At 63.8% G+C, this 15,330-nt stretch carries 16 protein-coding genes; 4 read left to right on the top strand and 12 right to left on the bottom strand.

The genetic code is table 11. The annotated features are described in order from the left end of the window. Nucleotides 1-37 precede the first annotated feature (37 nt). From phaC to gshB, 12 genes are all read right to left on the bottom strand, one after another. The gene (gene phaC, locus F8N82_RS22935; RefSeq protein WP_038997547.1) at nt 38-1,717 is read right to left on the bottom strand and encodes a class II poly(R)-hydroxyalkanoic acid synthase; all 1,680 of its coding nucleotides are present in this window, start codon (nt 1,715-1,717) and stop codon (nt 38-40) included. A gap of 350 nt (nt 1,718-2,067) precedes the next feature. After that, nucleotides 2,068-2,445, bottom strand: coding sequence for a gamma-butyrobetaine hydroxylase-like domain-containing protein (locus F8N82_RS22930; protein WP_038997546.1), 378 nt, complete (start codon nt 2,443-2,445; stop codon nt 2,068-2,070). A 45-nt stretch (nt 2,446-2,490) separates the two neighbouring features. Further along, nucleotides 2,491-3,828 carry an ATP-dependent protease ATPase subunit HslU gene (hslU, locus tag F8N82_RS22925; protein ID WP_038997545.1) on the bottom strand — a complete coding sequence of 446 codons (1,338 nt, stop codon included), beginning with the start codon at nt 3,826-3,828 and terminating at the stop codon, nt 2,491-2,493. Nucleotides 3,829-3,904: 76 nt separating this feature from the next. Further along, a complete protein-coding gene (gene hslV / locus F8N82_RS22920) occupies nt 3,905-4,435 on the bottom strand; it encodes an ATP-dependent protease subunit HslV (protein ID WP_038997544.1) in 531 nt (176 codons plus the stop codon). A gap of 155 nt (nt 4,436-4,590) precedes the next feature. Further along, a complete protein-coding gene (locus F8N82_RS22915; protein WP_038997543.1) occupies nt 4,591-5,862 on the bottom strand; it encodes a dihydroorotase in 1,272 nt (423 codons plus the stop codon). Further along, nucleotides 5,859-6,863, bottom strand: a complete 1,005-nt coding sequence (locus F8N82_RS22910) for an aspartate carbamoyltransferase catalytic subunit (protein ID WP_038997542.1) — start codon at nt 6,861-6,863, stop codon at nt 5,859-5,861. Before F8N82_RS22910 ends, F8N82_RS22915 begins: the two co-directional genes overlap by 4 nt. A 12-nt stretch (nt 6,864-6,875) precedes the next feature. After that, nucleotides 6,876-7,394 (bottom strand): bifunctional pyr operon transcriptional regulator/uracil phosphoribosyltransferase PyrR, encoded by a 519-nt coding sequence (gene pyrR / locus F8N82_RS22905; protein ID WP_038997541.1) that lies wholly within the window; start codon nt 7,392-7,394, stop codon nt 6,876-6,878. A gap of 62 nt (nt 7,395-7,456) precedes the next feature. Continuing rightward, complete coding sequence (gene ruvX, locus F8N82_RS22900) at nt 7,457-7,888, bottom strand: Holliday junction resolvase RuvX (protein WP_038997540.1); 432 nt, start codon at nt 7,886-7,888, stop codon at nt 7,457-7,459. Continuing rightward, nucleotides 7,888-8,457, bottom strand: coding sequence for a YqgE/AlgH family protein (locus F8N82_RS22895; RefSeq protein ID WP_038997539.1), 570 nt, complete (start codon nt 8,455-8,457; stop codon nt 7,888-7,890). The genes ruvX and F8N82_RS22895 overlap by 1 nt, the downstream gene beginning before the upstream one ends. 71 nt (nt 8,458-8,528) lie before the next feature. Next, nucleotides 8,529-9,515 (bottom strand): ankyrin repeat domain-containing protein, encoded by a 987-nt coding sequence (locus F8N82_RS22890; RefSeq protein WP_052251595.1) that lies wholly within the window; start codon nt 9,513-9,515, stop codon nt 8,529-8,531. An 85-nt stretch (nt 9,516-9,600) separates the two neighbouring features. Next, a complete protein-coding gene (locus F8N82_RS22885) occupies nt 9,601-10,506 on the bottom strand; it encodes an energy transducer TonB (RefSeq protein ID WP_038997538.1) in 906 nt (301 codons plus the stop codon). A gap of 109 nt (nt 10,507-10,615) precedes the next feature. Continuing rightward, nucleotides 10,616-11,569, bottom strand: coding sequence for a glutathione synthase (gene gshB / locus F8N82_RS22880; RefSeq protein ID WP_038997537.1), 954 nt, complete (start codon nt 11,567-11,569; stop codon nt 10,616-10,618). 314 nt (nt 11,570-11,883) lie between these two features. Between gshB and pilG the strand changes: the two genes are divergently transcribed. The 4 genes from pilG to F8N82_RS22860 are packed head-to-tail and all read left to right on the top strand — an operon-like array spanning nt 11,884 to nt 15,314. Then, on the top strand, nt 11,884-12,294 hold the full coding sequence (pilG, locus tag F8N82_RS22875; RefSeq protein ID WP_038997536.1) for a twitching motility response regulator PilG: 411 nt from the start codon (nt 11,884-11,886) through the stop codon (nt 12,292-12,294). A gap of 42 nt (nt 12,295-12,336) precedes the next feature. Continuing rightward, nucleotides 12,337-12,702, top strand: coding sequence for a twitching motility response regulator PilH (pilH, locus tag F8N82_RS22870; RefSeq protein WP_038999649.1), 366 nt, complete (start codon nt 12,337-12,339; stop codon nt 12,700-12,702). Then, the gene (locus tag F8N82_RS22865; protein WP_080764810.1) at nt 12,699-13,253 is read left to right on the top strand and encodes a chemotaxis protein CheW; all 555 of its coding nucleotides are present in this window, start codon (nt 12,699-12,701) and stop codon (nt 13,251-13,253) included. Before pilH ends, F8N82_RS22865 begins: the two co-directional genes overlap by 4 nt. Nucleotides 13,254-13,268: 15 nt before the next feature. Beyond that, complete coding sequence (locus F8N82_RS22860; RefSeq protein WP_038997534.1) at nt 13,269-15,314, top strand: methyl-accepting chemotaxis protein; 2,046 nt, start codon at nt 13,269-13,271, stop codon at nt 15,312-15,314. Nucleotides 15,315-15,330 lie beyond the last annotated feature (16 nt).

Below are 15,330 nucleotides of genomic sequence, written 5' to 3'. Positions count from 1 at the left end.
ACGCCGCAGCCCTTGCGAGCTGCGGCGGTGTTCGCTGTCAACGCTCGTGAACGTAGGTCCCTGGCGCTGCGGCACCGGCCACATGGGCCTTGTTGCCGAGGTTGGCCGGGGCTTTCTTGAGCTTGCCCGAACGCTCGGCCAGCCAGGTCTGCCAGTACAGCCACCAGGAGTCGGTGTGCTTGGTCGAGTTCTCTTGCCAGTCGAGGGCGCTGGCGGGCATTTCACTGTTGGTCATGTACCGCGCCTTGGGGTTGCCCGGCGGGTTGAGGATGCTCTGGATGTGCCCGCTGTTGGATAGCAGGAACTCGACCTTGCCACCGAACAGCTGCGCCGACTTGTAGCATGACTGCCACGGCGTGATGTGATCGGCGGTACCGGCGACGCTGAAGATATCGGTGGTCACCTGCTTGAGGTCGATCGGCGTGCCGCACACTTCCAGTGCATCGGGGCGCAGCAGTGGGTTGTTTTTGAACATTTCAATCAGGTCGCCGTGGAAGGCGGCCGGCAGGCGCGTGGTGTCGTTGTTCCAGAACAGAATGTCGAATACCGGCGGCTCGTTACCCAGCAGGTAGTTGTTGACCCAGTAGTTCCAGATCAGGTCGTTGGGCCGCATCCAGGCGAACACCTTGGCCATGTCGCGGCCTTCGAGCACGCCGGCCTGGTACGAGTGGCGCTTGGCGGCTTCGAGGGTCTGCTCGTCGACGAACAGCGCCACCTGGGTGTCGAGGGTGGTGTCGAGGACGCTGACCAGCAGGGTCAGGGCGTTGACCTTCTTCTCGCCCAGCGCCGCGTAGTGGCCCACCAGCGCGGTGCAGGTGATGCCGCCGGAGCAGGCACCGAGCATGTTCAGGTCTTTGCTGCCGGTAATCGCCAGGACCACGTCGACTGCTTCCTTGAGTGCATCGATGTAGGTCGACAGGCCCCATTCGCGCTGGGACTTGGTCGGGTTGCGCCAGCTGACAATGAAGGTCTGCACGTTGGAGCGCAGGCAAAAGCGCGCCAGGCTCTTTTCCGGGCTGAGGTCGAAGACGTAGAACTTGTTGATCTGTGGCGGCACTACCAGCAGCGGCTTTTCCAGCACCTGCTCGGTGATCGGCCGGTACTGGATCAGCTCCAGCACGTCGTTGCGAAACACCACCGCGCCTTCGCTGGTGCCCAGGTTCTTGCCGACCTCGAAGGCGTCCATGTTCACCTGGCTGGGCATGCCGCCATTGTTGACCATGTCCTTGGCCAGGTTCGACAGGCCGTCGAGCAGGCTCTTGCCGCCGGTTTCGAAGAAGCGCTTGACCGCCGCCGGGTTGGCTGCGGTGTTGGTCGGTGCCATGGCCTCGGTCATCAGGTTGATGACAAAGTGACCGCGGCTGATGTCCTGGTCGGAGAGGTTGCTGGTGTCGATCCAGTCGTGCAGTTCCTTGCGCCAGGCCAGGTAGGTCTGCAGGTAGCGGCGATACAGCGGGTTCTGGCTCCAGGCCGGATCGTGAAAACGGCGGTCGTCACCCTCGGGCTGCAAGCTCGACTTGCCGAAGATCACGTCCTTGAGTTCCATGCCGAAATGGGCGACATGCTTGGCACTGTGCAGCGGTTGACGAATGGCCTGACGCAGCACCATTCGAGCAGAAGTCAGCAAATCCTTGCGGCGCAAGCCGATCACCGGGTTCAGACCCAGGGTGTTTTCCGAAGCTTGGCGCTGCAGGTCATCGTTATTCTTGTTACTCATCTACGACGCTCCGTTGTCCTGAGACGAGTACCGGTTTGGCTGTGCGCGTTACACAGACGAACGCCCGGTACTGCTGCTCGGGTGACCAGTGATAACGAACTGCGGTCCTGCGGCCGGATGCAAACGACGATGAGCCCTGCGGGTTTTTTCTGCGTGAGAAGACTGCCTGCTTTCGCTCGCGACCTCTACATACCAGCCCGACCCTGCATTAAATCCGATGCAGGGAGCTTGCCAGATCCATTGGTTACCCGACTTTTTGGTATTGCGCAAGACGGCCACTCATTGGCCGTGGTGCAGGCATTCAAGCAAATAGAATTAGAAAATGCGCTCTAAACCCTGGAGGGCCCGGGCTAGAGCATCAGCTTGACGATCGACTCGTTGGGGTCGCGGGATTTTCCGGCCTTGGCCAGCTCATCGAGATAGTCTGCCCAGAGTTCGTCCTGGCGCAGGCACAGCTGCTCGAGGTATTCCCAGGTGAACAGGCCGCTGTCGTGGCCGTCGTCGAAGGTCAGTTTCAGTGCGTACTGGCCGGCAGGTTCCAGCCCGCTCAGGCCAACGCCGAGCTTGCCGTACTGCAGGATCGGATTGCCGTGGCCCTGGACCTCGGCGGAGGGGGAGTGCACGCGCAGGAATTCGGCGGGCAGGTGGTACACCTCGTCTGGCCCGTAGGTCAGGGTGAGGGTCTTGGAGGCTTTGTGCAGGTTGATGCCGCTAGGGAGTCTGGCCATGTGGTTCAGGGCCGCTAGGCGGCCCTGCCTGTAAGAGAGTGAGGCTTACAGAATATAACGAGAAAGGTCTTCGTTCTGCGCCAATTCGCCCAGGTGGCTGTTGACGTAGTCGGCGTCGATGCGGATCGGCGCTTCGCTGTGGGCGCTGGCCAGGTCGCCGGCGCTGAACGACACCTCTTCGAGCAGACGCTCGAGCAGGGTGTGCAGGCGACGGGCACCGATGTTCTCGGTTTTTTCGTTAACCTGCCAGGCAATCTCGGCCAGGCGCTTGATACCGTCGGCGAGGAACTCGATGTTCAGGCCTTCGGTTTTCAGCAGTTCACGGTACTGCTCGGTGAGCGAGGCGTGCGGTTCGCTGAGGATGCGCTCGAAGTCTTCCGGGCTCAGGGCCTTGAGTTCGACGCGAATCGGCAGGCGGCCTTGCAGCTCGGGCACCAGGTCGCTCGGCTTGCTCAGGTGGAAGGCACCAGAGGCGATGAACAGGATGTGGTCGGTCTTGACCATGCCCAGCTTGGTGTTCACCGTGCAGCCTTCGATCAGCGGCAGCAGGTCGCGCTGTACGCCTTCACGGGACACATCGGCACCGCCGACGTTGCCGCGCTTGGCGACCTTGTCGATTTCGTCGATGAACACGATGCCGTGCTGCTCGACCGCTTCCAGGGCCTTGGCCTTGAGCTCGTCTTCGTTGACCAGGCGCCCGGCTTCTTCGTCACGCACCAGCTTGAGTGCTTCCTTGACCTTGAGCTTGCGGCTCTTGCGCTTGCCCTTGCCCATGTTGGCGAACAGGTTCTGCAGCTGGTTGGTCATCTCTTCCATGCCCGGCGGCGCAGAAATGTCGACACCCACGGCCTCGGCCACTTCGATCTCGATCTCTTTGTCATCCAGCTGGCCTTCGCGCAGGCGCTTGCGGAACAGCTGACGGGTGTTGGAGTCCTGGCTGGTCACCTGGTCTTCATTGAAACCGGTACGCGCAGGCGGCAGCAGGGCATCGAGGATGCGCTCTTCTGCGGCATCTTCGGCGCGGTGGCCGACACGGATGATTTCCTGCTCGCGGAGCATCTTGATCGCGGCATCGGCCAGGTCGCGGATGATCGACTCGACGTCACGGCCGACATAGCCGACTTCGGTGAACTTGGTCGCTTCTACCTTGATGAACGGCGCGTTGGCCAGTTTGGCCAGACGGCGTGCGATCTCGGTCTTGCCGACACCGGTCGGGCCGATCATCAGGATGTTCTTCGGCGTGACTTCAACGCGCAGCTCGGCCGGCAGTTGCATGCGCCGCCAGCGGTTGCGCAGGGCGATGGCGACGGCGCGCTTGGCGTCGTCCTGGCCGATGATGTGGCGATTGAGTTCGTGGACGATCTCGCGGGGGGTCATGGACATGATAGTGATGGTCCTTGGCTCGATAAGTCAGCGTGGAAAAGCCCGGCCACCGTGGCCGGGCGCCAGAACAGCTGAATTACTCGGCCAGGTCCTGCTCCTCGATGGTCAGGTTATGGTTGGTGAACACGCAGATGTCACCGGCGATGTTCAGCGCGGCTTCGGTGATTTCGCGGGCCGAGAGGTCGGTCTTTTGCAGCAGGGCGCGGGCGGCGGCCTGGGCGTAACCGCCACCGGAACCCATGGCGATCAGGCCGTCTTCGGGTTCGACCACGTCACCGTTGCCGGTGATGATCAAGGATGCGTCCTTGTTGGCCACGGCGAGCATGGCTTCCAGGCGGCTCAGGGAACGGTCGGTACGCCATTCCTTGGCCAGCTCCACGGCGGCGCGGATCAGATGGCCCTGGTGTTTTTCCAGTTGCCCTTCAAAGCGTTCGAACAGGGTGAAAGCGTCGGCGGTGGCACCGGCGAAACCGGCGATGACCTGGCCGTGGTACAGGCGGCGGACCTTCTTGGCGTTGCCTTTCATCACGGTGTTGCCGAGGGAAACCTGGCCGTCGCCGCCCATGACGACTTTGCCGTGGCGGCGAACTGAAACGATGGTGGTCAAGGGAGAGTCTCCACGCAGCGGGGCGAAAATGCCTGATGCAGACTCATATGGGGGTGGTAGGAAAGATTTCAACCTTGAAGGATGAGTGGTAGTGACTATCGCGGGGCAAGCCCGCTCCTACAGGAGTGCGTAGGAGTGGGCTTGCCCCGCGATGATCAGGCCTCGTGGCTGATATGCCCATCGACCAAGGTATAACGCACCGCGCCCGGCAGGCAGTGGCCGATGAACGGGCAATTGTCGCCCTTGGAACGCCACTGCTCGCCAGCAACGGTCGAGGCCTTGGCGTCGAACAGCACCAGGTCGGCCGCACTGCCAACCTTGAGCTCGCCCGCTGGCAGGCGCAGCGCAGCTGCAGGGCCGGCAGACAAACGTTGCAACAAAGTCGGGAGATCCAGCAGGCCATCTTCCACCAGGGTCATGGCCAGCGGCAGCAACAGTTCGACACTGCTGATGCCCGGCTCAGTGGCACCGAACGGCGCCAGCTTGGCATCACGCTCATGGGGCTGGTGGTGGCTGGAAATCGCCTGGATCACCCCGGACTTCACCGCCCAGCGCAGGCCGTCACGGTCGGCGCAGGTGCGCAGCGGCGGTTGCACGTGGTACAGGCTGGAGAAGTCGCGCAGCGCTTCGTCGGTGAGGATCAGCTGGTACAAGGCAACGTCGGCAGTGACCGGCAGACCCAGTTCCTGGGCCTGGGCGATCAGCCGCGCGCCGCGGGCGCTGGTCAGCTGGCTGAAGTGGGCACGCACGCCGGTCTGTTCGACCAGCAGCAGGTTGCGCGCCAGCGCCACGGTTTCGGCGGTTTCCGGAATGCCCGGCAGGCCGAGGAAGCTGGCCATGGCGCCTTCGTGGGCCAGGCCACCCTGGGCCAGGTCGCGGTCCTGGGAGTGGAAGATCACCGTCAGGTCGAAGGTCGCCGCGTATTCCAGGGCACGGGCCAGGGTGCGGTTGTTGCCAAAGGCATTGAGGCCGTTGCCGAAGGCCACGCAGCCGGCGTCGCGCAGGGCAATCAGCTCGGCAAGCTGCTCGCCTTCCAGGCCTTTGCTCAGGGCGCCGATCGGGTAGACCTTGCTGTGCCCGGCTTCGCGGGCGCGGTCGAGAATCAGTTCGGCCACTGCCGAGGTGTCCAGCACCGGCTTGGTCTGCGGTGGGCAGCACAGGCTGGTGACGCCACCGGCAGCGGCGGCGCGGGTTTCGCTGGCGATGCTGCCTTTGCGGCTGTAGCCGGGCTCGCGCAGGGCGACGTTGAGGTCGACCAGGCCAGGCGCGGCCACCAGGCCCTGGGCGTCGATGCTGCGTGACGGCTTGAAGCCTGCCGGGGCGGCGCCGATGGCGATGATCTTGCCGGCATCGATGTGCAGGTCAGTGGTCTGGTCCAGGCCGCTCAGGGGGTCGATGACCCGGGCGCCGAGAATACTGAGGGTCACTGGGCGTTCTCCTGCTCGAATTGACGTTGTGCGGTCTGCCCGCTCATGGCCATGGACAGCACCGCCATACGTACGGCTATGCCGTAGGTGACCTGGTTGAGGATCACCGAGTGGGCGCCGTCGGCCACTGCCGATTCGATCTCCACGCCACGGTTGATCGGGCCCGGGTGCATGACGATGGCATCCGGCTTGGCGCCGGCCAGGCGCGCGGTGGTCAGGCCGAACAGGCGGTAGAACTCGCCTTCGCTGGGCAGCAGGCCGCCGGCCATGCGCTCACGCTGCAGGCGCAGCATGATCACCACGTCGACGTCCTTGAGGCCTTGCTCCAGGTCGGTGTAGACCTTGACGCCATACTGCTCGATACCGATCGGTAGCAAGGTTTTCGGGCCGATTACGCGGATGTCCGGGCAGCCCAGGGTTTTCAGGGCGAGCATGTTCGAGCGCGCCACCCGCGAGTGCAGGATGTCGCCGACGATGGCCACCGAGAGGTTCTCGAAACCACCCTTGTGCCGACGAATGGTGAGCATGTCGAGCATGCCCTGGGTCGGGTGGGCATGGCGGCCGTCGCCGCCGTTGATGATCGCCACCTCCGGGCACACGTGCTCGGCGATGAAGTGCGCGGCGCCCGAGTCGCCATGGCGCACGACGAACATATCGGCGGCCATGGCCTCGAGGTTGCGCAGGGTGTCGAACAGGGTTTCGCCCTTGCTGGTCGAGGAAGTCGACACATTCAGGGTAATGACGTCTGCCGACAACCGCTGGGCGGCCAGTTCGAAGGTGGTGCGGGTACGGGTGGAGTTCTCGAAGAACACGTTGCAGACGGTCTTGCCGCGCAGCAACGGGACCTTCTTGACGGCCCGGGCGCCGACTTCGAGGAACGAGTCGGCGGTGTCGAGGATTTCGGTCAGCAGTTCGCGGGGCAAACCGTCGAGCGAGAGAAAGTGGCGCAGCTGGCCCTGGTCATTGAGCTGCAGCGGGCGCTTGGCGTCGATTGGCGTCATCGCGGGGGACTCTTAAAGGGCGGAAGCGGAGGCGAGGTCCTGGCGCTCGAGGGCGAGCGGTGCGGGTCCGGTCAATTTTACCCGTTCATGGGCGGCCAGCGACAGGGTGGCGCCGACCACATTCGGCCGGATCGGCAATTCGCCGGCATCCAGGTCGAGCAGGCAGACCAGGGTCACGCTGGCCGGACGGCCATAGTCGAACAGTTCGTTGAGGGCGGCGCGGATGGTGCGCCCGCTCATCAACACGTCGTCGATCAGCACCAGGTGCTGGCCTTCGATTTCGAACGGCAGGTCGGACGGGCGCACCTGCGGGTGCAGGCCGTTCTGGCTGAAGTCGTCACGGTAGAAAGAAACGTCGAGCGTGCCCAGGGCGGCGTCGCTGCCCAGCTCTTCAAGCAGTGCCTGGGCGACCCAGACACCACCGGTGCGGATGCCGATGAAACGCGGCTCGGCAATGGCGCGCCGGGTCAGATGGGCGCGAAGGTCGACGGCCATCTGCCGGATCAGTTCGGCGGGATTGGGTAGGCTCATGCTTGCTCCTCAAGAGGCCGGGGAGCGGTGCGCTGGCCCGGCTTGAATGCGATGATCGGGTCTCAGGCCCCGGTGTTGGCCTCCAGCCAGCCCTGCAACAGCAAGGCGGCGGCAATGGCATCTACCGGGTTGTCGCGGTAACTGCCGCGCTGGCCGCCACGGGCCATGCGCTCGCCCTTGGCTTCAAAAGTGGTCAGGCGTTCGTCGTGGGTGTGTACCGGCAGGTTGAAACGGCCATTGAGGCGGCGGGCGAATTTTTCGGCGCGCTCGCTCATCTCGCTGGGGCTGCCGTCCATGTTCAAGGGCAGGCCGACCACCAGGGCGTCGGGCTTCCATTCCTTGATCAGTTTTTCCACCTGGGCCCAGTCCGGCGTGCCGTTTTGCGCCTTGAGGGTGCACAGCTCGCGGGCCTGGCCGGTGATCACCTGGCCGACCGCGACGCCGATCTGGCGGCTGCCATAGTCAAAGCCCAGCAGTAGGCGTACTTCGGCCATCAGGCGTGCCCCGCCTGGCTGGTCAGCAGGCTGAGGTTGATCCCCAGGCTCGCCGCGGCGGCGGCAAGGCGCTGCTCGCAGGCCATGCCGAAGATGATCTCGGGGTCGAACGGACAGTTCAGCCAGGCGTTGTCGGCCAGCTCCGCTTCCAGTTGCCCGGCTTCCCAGCCGGCATAGCCGAGGGTAATCAGGCTCTGTTTGGGGCCAAGGCCGTCGGCAATGGCGAACAGCACGTCCTGGGAGGTGGTCAGCGACAGGCCGTCGAGCTCGACGGTGGCCTGGAACGTGCGGTCACTGGTGTGCAGGACGAAGCCGCGGTCGGTTTGCACCGGGCCGCCGGTGTAGATCGGCAGGTGAATGCTGCTGGCGGGCGGTTCGACGTCCGGGCGCAGTTGTTCGAGGATATCGGCCAGGTTGAGCTCCAGCGGCCGATTGACCACCAGCCCCATCGCCCCATTGGCGTTGTGCTCGACGATGTAGGTCAAGGTCTGCGCGAAGTTCGGGTCGGCCATGTGCGGCATGGCAATCAGGAACTGATGCTTGAGGTAATCCGGGCTGAGGTTCTTCATGGTTGATAGTGTGGCGGTGAGTGGCCACGCTGACAAGGTGCTGGCGTCACCTTGTCAGCTTTACTGCGGGGTTACTTGAACAGTTTGACCACTTCTTCGGTATACAGGGTTGGCGACTCTTCAGCGGCCGACAGCACGTACTCCTGGACGGTCTTCTGCTTGGCCTGTGGGTACTTGGCCAGGTAGCTCTCCGGGAACGCCGGTGCCTGCAGGCTGGCGCCGGCCTTGATCAGCGCGGCGACGCAATCCGGGTTGTCCATGCGGGCAGCTTCTTCCAGCGGGGTACCGACCGGGAAGGTGCCGTGCTGCTCGTGGTAGGCATCGATCGAGCTGCCTTTTTTCAGCAGCAGGGCAATGCGCTGGCCGGCTTGCGGGTCGGGCTGGCCGTTCATTTCAAAGGCGCGTTCGCACACATGGTGCAGCGGCGTCGAGCCGGTTAGGGTGACCTGATACGGATTGGCGCCGGCAGCCACCAGCAGCTTGATCACCTCCAGGTTCGAGGCACCCGGCCCGGTCAGTGGGGTAAAGCCGTTCGGCCGGACGGCCTTGGCATCGGCGCCAGAAGCCAGCAGCAGCTTGATCAGTTCGGGTGAGCCCTTGCGTGCCGCGGTGTTCAGCGGCGTGGCGGAATCGCCCTGGGCTAGCACGTTGACGTTGGCACCGGCCTTGATCAGGCCCTTGACCATGTGCAGGTCGGCCTCGGAGGCCTTCGACTGTTCGGCCTGGTTGAGGACGAACAGCAGCAGGGTTTCGCCGTTTTCCTGGATTGGCGTGTTGACGTCACCGATCTTTGGCAGGAACAGCTCGAACGGCGCGACGATCTTGTAGGAGGCTGCCAGGAACATCGGCTGGCCTTTCGGGTCGGCACCCTGGTCGAGCAGGGCCTGGATCTTGGCCAGGCGCGCCGGGGTTTCGTCGTACTTGTACTCGCCAACTTCGTTGTACAGCTTCTGCGACAGCTCGGCAGCGGCGTCGGCGAAGGCGGCAGCAGGCAGGGCGCAGGCCGCCAGGGCCAGGCCGAGGGCTGCAGTTTTGCGGGCGAAATTGATGCGCGACATCAACAGAATCCTTTCTTGAGGGAGATATACGGGCGCGCATATTCGCAGAGTGGCTACTGTTTTGCTATCAGGCGGAGCCTTAGATTCAGTTGCTTTGCAGCCGGTCGCCGCGGGCGAAACGCCAGGTACGGATGATCTCCAGCCGGTCGATATCGGCCAGGTCACCGGTGAACGGCGCGAACGGTGCGGCCAGGCGCACGATGCGCTGGGCGGCCTGGTCGAGCAGGGGCTGGCCCGAGGACTCGAGCACCAACACCTCATACAGCGAACCATCGCGGTTGATCGACACCATCAGCCGCAGGCTGCCGTAGATCTGCTGACGCCGGGCTTCGTCGGGGTAGTTGAGGTTGCCGATGCGCTCGACCTTCTTGCGCCACTCGTCCTTGTACCAGGCACCCTTGTCGCGCATGGTCGAGGCGGCATTGAGGCGGTGGATGCGCGGGCGCTTGGCGTACAACTGCTGCTCGTTGGACAGCTCGGCTTCGAGGCTGGCGATCTGGCTGGACAGCTGCGAGCTGTCAAAATCCGGAGTTGCGGCCTTGGGTTTGGGCTGCGGTTTGGCTTCCTTGGGCCGGGTTTCGACTTTTTCCGGTTTCGGTGCCTTGGTCGCAACCACCGCTTTAGGCGGCGTCGGTTGCGGTTGTACCTCGGGCTTGGCGGCCGGAGGCGGGGTGACCTTGTTGATCTTGCTGTCCTGGAAGGGCGCCACTTCGGTGGTTTTTGGCACCGCTTTCTTGTCCAGGGTGCCGCTGCCTTGCTGATTGTCCTGGGCCAGGTAGTCTGCCTTCTGCGGCGCTTTCTCGCTTTTGAAGGTGGCCAGGGTGATTTCCATGGTCCGGCGGATTTCTTCGGGCTTGGCGAAGGTGAAACCCACACCGAGGATCAGCGCCAGGTGCAGCAGCGCCGCCAGGAACAGGGTAAAGCCCAGGCGATCCACCGGGCGTACGCGGGGTGGAGAAAAGTCGGCAGGGATGTCAGCAGGAAGCGTCATCAGGTATCCAGCAGCTGCAAAAACCGGGGAAAACCGGCAGAGCAGGTGCCCAGGTCATAAAAACGACTGGCATGATACCCCACTCTGCGCGGTTGCTCCGCGTCGGCTGTCAGCGCGCCTTGAGCTTGCGATCAATGGCATCCATCAACTGCACGCCGATCTTGGTGCCGAAGGCATTGTCGATCTCGCGGATGCAGGTCGGGCTGGTGACGTTGATTTCAGTCAGGTGCTCACCGATCACGTCCAGGCCAACGAACAGCAGGCCCTTCTCACGCAGGGTCGGGCCGACCTGTGCGGCGATCCAGCGGTCACGGTCGGTCAGCGGGCGGGCTTCGCCACGGCCACCGGCGGCAAGGTTGCCACGGGTTTCGCCCGAGGCCGGGATGCGGGCCAGGCAATACGGCACCGGCTCGCCGTCGATCATCAGGATGCGCTTGTCGCCATCCTTGATGGCCGGCAGGTAGCCTTGTGCCATGATTTGCTGGGTGCCGTTGCCGGTCAGGGTCTCGAGGATCACCGAGAGGTTCGGGTCGCCCGGGCGATGACGGAAGATCGAGGTACCGCCCATGCCGTCCAGCGGCTTGAGGATGGTGTCGCCTTGTTGATTGACGAATTCACGCAGGATGTCCGCGCGGCGGCTGACCAGGGTCGGTGGCGTGCACTGCGGGAACAGCGTGGCGAACAATTTTTCGTTGCAGTCGCGCAGGCTCTGCGGCCGGTTGACCACCAGCACGCCGGCGGCTTCGGCCTGTTCCAGCAGGTAGGTGCTGTAGACGAACTCCATGTCGAACGGCGGATCCTTGCGCATCAGGATCACGTCCAGCTCGCTCAGGGCGCAGTCTTGCTCGGCCTCCAGTTCGAACCAGTGCTCCGGGTCGGCGAAGACTTTCAGCGGGCGCATGCGCGCGCGGGCCTGGCCGGCGCCCTGGTAGAGGTCCTGCTGCTCCATGTAGAACAGCGACCAGCCGCGCTCCTGGGCGGCCAGCAACATGGCCAGCGAGCTGTCCTTTTTATAGGAGATGCGCGCAATGGGGTCCATGACAATCCCGAGGCGAACGCTCATGGGCAAAATCCTCTCAGCGGCATTGGGCCGCATTGGCTCGAATGAAAAGTGGCGTCAGGGTGGCGCTCGCAGCGCTGGCGGTCAAGGGAAAAACGTATCCTGGGCAGTGCTGCGCCGGGTGTCGGCGCGGGCCGATGGAATGCACCCCCCAGAGTGTGCTAAAAAGGCCTGGCACGTGGCCTGCACGGCCGTCTCCAGCTGCAAGCCACAAGGCATAAGCCACAAGAAAAAGCACGCCGCGTTCACCCTGCTTTTTCTTGCCGCTAGAAACTTGTAGCTTGCCGCTCATAGCGAGCAGCGATGGTAGAGCAATTATGGAACAGCCCGGCGCGGCATTGAAGGTGATGGTGATCGACGACTCCAAGACGATTCGCCGCACCGCCCAGATATTGCTCAGTGAAGCAGGATGTGAGGTCATCACGGCCATCGACGGTTTCGATGCCCTGGCCAAGATCATCGACCACCAGCCGCAGATCATTTTCGTCGACGTGCTGATGCCACGTCTGGACGGCTACCAGACCTGCGCCCTGATCAAGCAGAACAGCACGTTCAAGGACACGCCGGTGATTCTCCTGTCGTCCCGCGATGGCCTGTTCGACAAGGCCCGAGGCCGTGTCGTCGGTTCTGATCAATTTTTGACCAAGCCTTTCAGCAAGGAAGAGCTGCTGGACGCAATCCGGGCCCATGTGCCCGGATTCGCCGCAGAAGAACAACACGCACCCTGACGCTGCGCCGCCGCAGGCGTCTATTCCTTCATGGGGAACAGCATGGCCCGAGTTCTGATCGTCGACGATTCGCCGACCGAAATGTACAAACTGACCGGTATGCTCGAAAAACACGGGCATCAGGTGCTCAAGGCCGAAAACGGCGCCGACGGCGTGGCCCTGGCCCGTCACGAAAAGCCCGACGCGGTGCTGATGGATATCGTCATGCCCGGGGTCAACGGCTTCCAGGCTACCCGCCAACTGAGCAAAGACCCTGAAACCGCGCACATCCCGGTGATCATTGTTACCACCAAGGACCAGGAGACCGACAAGGTCTGGGGCCAGCGCCAGGGCGCCAGGGACTACCTGACCAAGCCGGTGGATGAAGACACCCTGATCAAAAAGCTCAACGACGTGCTCAAAGGTTGACCACCCGGCCGATGGGGGAGTCGCTGACGGCTTTCGAGCTGCTGCTGGACATTGACCGACGCTGCCGGCTGCTGGCTGCCGACCTGCCATTGCAGGAAACCCGCCTGCAGAGCTGGAGCGGCATTGGCTTTCGCATCGCCGAGCAGTGGTTCGTCGCGCCCATGGGCGAAGTCGCCGAAGTGCTGCACGAGCCGCGCCTGAGCCGCATCCCCGGGGTCAAGGCCTGGGTCGGCGGCGTGGCCAACCTGCGTGGCCGACTGCTACCGGTGATGGACCTTTGCGGCTTTTTTGGCCTGGGCCTGTCGGCGCCGCGCAAGCAGCGGCGGGTGCTGGTACTGGACCATGAAGAGCTGTTTGCCGGCTTGCTGGTCGATGAAGTGCTGGGCTTGCAGCATTTTCCGCTGCACAGCCTCGACCTGTCGCCGCCAACGCCGCTGCTCAGCGCTGCAGCGCCCTTCGTCCAGGGGCATTTCCAGCGTGAGCGCAGCTGGGCAATCTTCAGCCCTTTCGCCCTGGCCCAGGCGCCGGGTTTCCTCGACGTCGCGCTGTAAAGGAACGCCACCTCCGTGACCACGACCAAGACGGCTCCATCGACCCAGGGTTCCCGTAGCAGCGCACAGATTGCGGCGCTGTTCGTAGTGCTGATCCTGTCGATTATCCTGCTGTTCGCCAATTTCGCCTACCTCAACACCCAGGCCAACTACGACAAGCAGTACATCGGCCATGCCGGTGAACTGCGGGTGCTGTCCCAGCGCATCGCCAAGAACGCTACGGAAGCGGCGGCCGGCAAGGCCGTGGCCTTCCGCCTGCTCAGCGAGGCGCGCAACGACTTCGAACAGCGCTGGGGCTACCTGAAAAAGGGTGACGCCAGCACGGGCCTGCCGGCTGCACCGCCGGCCGTGCGCAAGGAAATGGACGCAGTGCTGCGCGATTGGGAAAACCTGCGCAAGAATACCGACACCATCCTTGCCAGCGAGCAGACCGTGCTGTCGCTGCACCAGGTCGCCGCGACGCTGGCCGAAACCGTGCCGCAGTTGCAGGTGGAGTACGAGAAGGTCGTCGAGATCCTGCTGCAAAGCGGCGCGCCGGCCAGCCAGGTGGCCGTGGCCCAGCGCCAGTCGCTGCTGGCGGAGCGTATTCTTGGCTCGGTCAACACGGTGCTGGCCGGTGACGACACCGCCGTGCAGGCCGCTGATGCCTTTGGCCGCGACGCCAGCCGTTTTGGCCAGGTACTCGAAGCCATGCTCGGCGGGAATCAGGCGATCCAGGTGACCCGCGTGCAAGACCCGGACGCGCGCGCGCGCCTGGCCGAGATCGCCGAGCTGTTCCAGTTCGTCGCAGGTTCTGTCGACGAGATCCTCGAAACCTCGCCTGAACTGTTCCGTGTGCGCGAAGCCGCCGGGAGCATCTTCGGCCTGTCGCAGACTCTGCTCGATGAGGCCTCGCGCCTGGCCACCGGCTTCGAAAACCTGGCCAACGGGCGCACTCTGGATACCGTCGGCGGCTATGTGCTGGGCTTGCTGGCACTGGCGTCGATCATCCTCATCGGCCTGGTGATGGTGCGCACCACCCACCGGCAACTGCGCGAAACCGCCGAAAAGAACGAACGCAACCAGCAGGCGATCATGCGCCTGCTCGACGAAATCGAAGACCTTGCCGATGGCGACCTGACCGTGACCGTGTCGGTGACCGAAGACTTTACCGGGGCCATCGCCGATTCGATCAATTATTCCATCGACCAGCTGCGCGATCTGGTGGCGACCATCAACCTTAGTGCCGAGGAAGTCGCTGCCGCCGTGCAGGACACCCAGAACACTGCGCGTCAGCTGGCCAAGGCTTCCGAGCACCAGGCCCAGCAGATCAGCGATGCCTCGGTGGCGGTGGGCGACATGGCCGAGTCCATCGACCGGGTATCCACCCACGCCTACGAATCGGCGAAAGTGGCCGAGCGTTCGGTTGCCATCGCCAACAAGGGCAACGAGGTGGTGCACAACACCATCAACGGCATGGACAACATCCGCGAACAGATCCAGGACACCGCCAAGCGGATCAAGCGCCTGGGCGAGTCGTCCCAGGAGATCGGCGATATCGTAAGCCTGATCGACGACATTGCCGACCAGACCAACATCCTCGCCCTCAACGCGGCGATCCAGGCCTCGCTGGCCGGGGAGGCTGGGCGTGGTTTTGCCGTGGTTGCCGACGAAGTCCAGCGCCTGGCCGAACGCTCGTCGTCGGCCACCCGCCAGATCGAAGCATTGGTGCGCACCATTCAGGCCGACACCAACGAGGCGGTGATTTCCATGGAGCAGACCACCGCCGAAGTGGTGCGCGGTGCGCGCCTGGCCCAGGACGCCGGGGTGGCACTGGCGGAAATCGAAGGTGTTTCGCAGACCCTCGCCGACCTGATTCACAGCATCTCCGATGCCGCCCAGCTGCAGACCTCTTCGGCCGGGCAGATCTCGCATACCATGTCGGTGATCCAGCAGATCACCTCGCAAACCTCGGCCGGCTCCACCGCCACCGCCGAGAGCATCGGCAACCTGGCACGCATGGCCAGTGAAATGCGCCGCTCGGTGTCCGGCTTTACCCTGCCGCCGACGCCGCCGCGTTGAGGGCATCATGGTGATG

Source organism: Pseudomonas fluorescens (assembly GCF_902497775.2).
Classification (GTDB): Bacteria; Pseudomonadota; Gammaproteobacteria; order Pseudomonadales; family Pseudomonadaceae; genus Aquipseudomonas; species Aquipseudomonas putida_F.
This window is presented reverse-complemented; position numbering and strand designations above follow the sequence as displayed.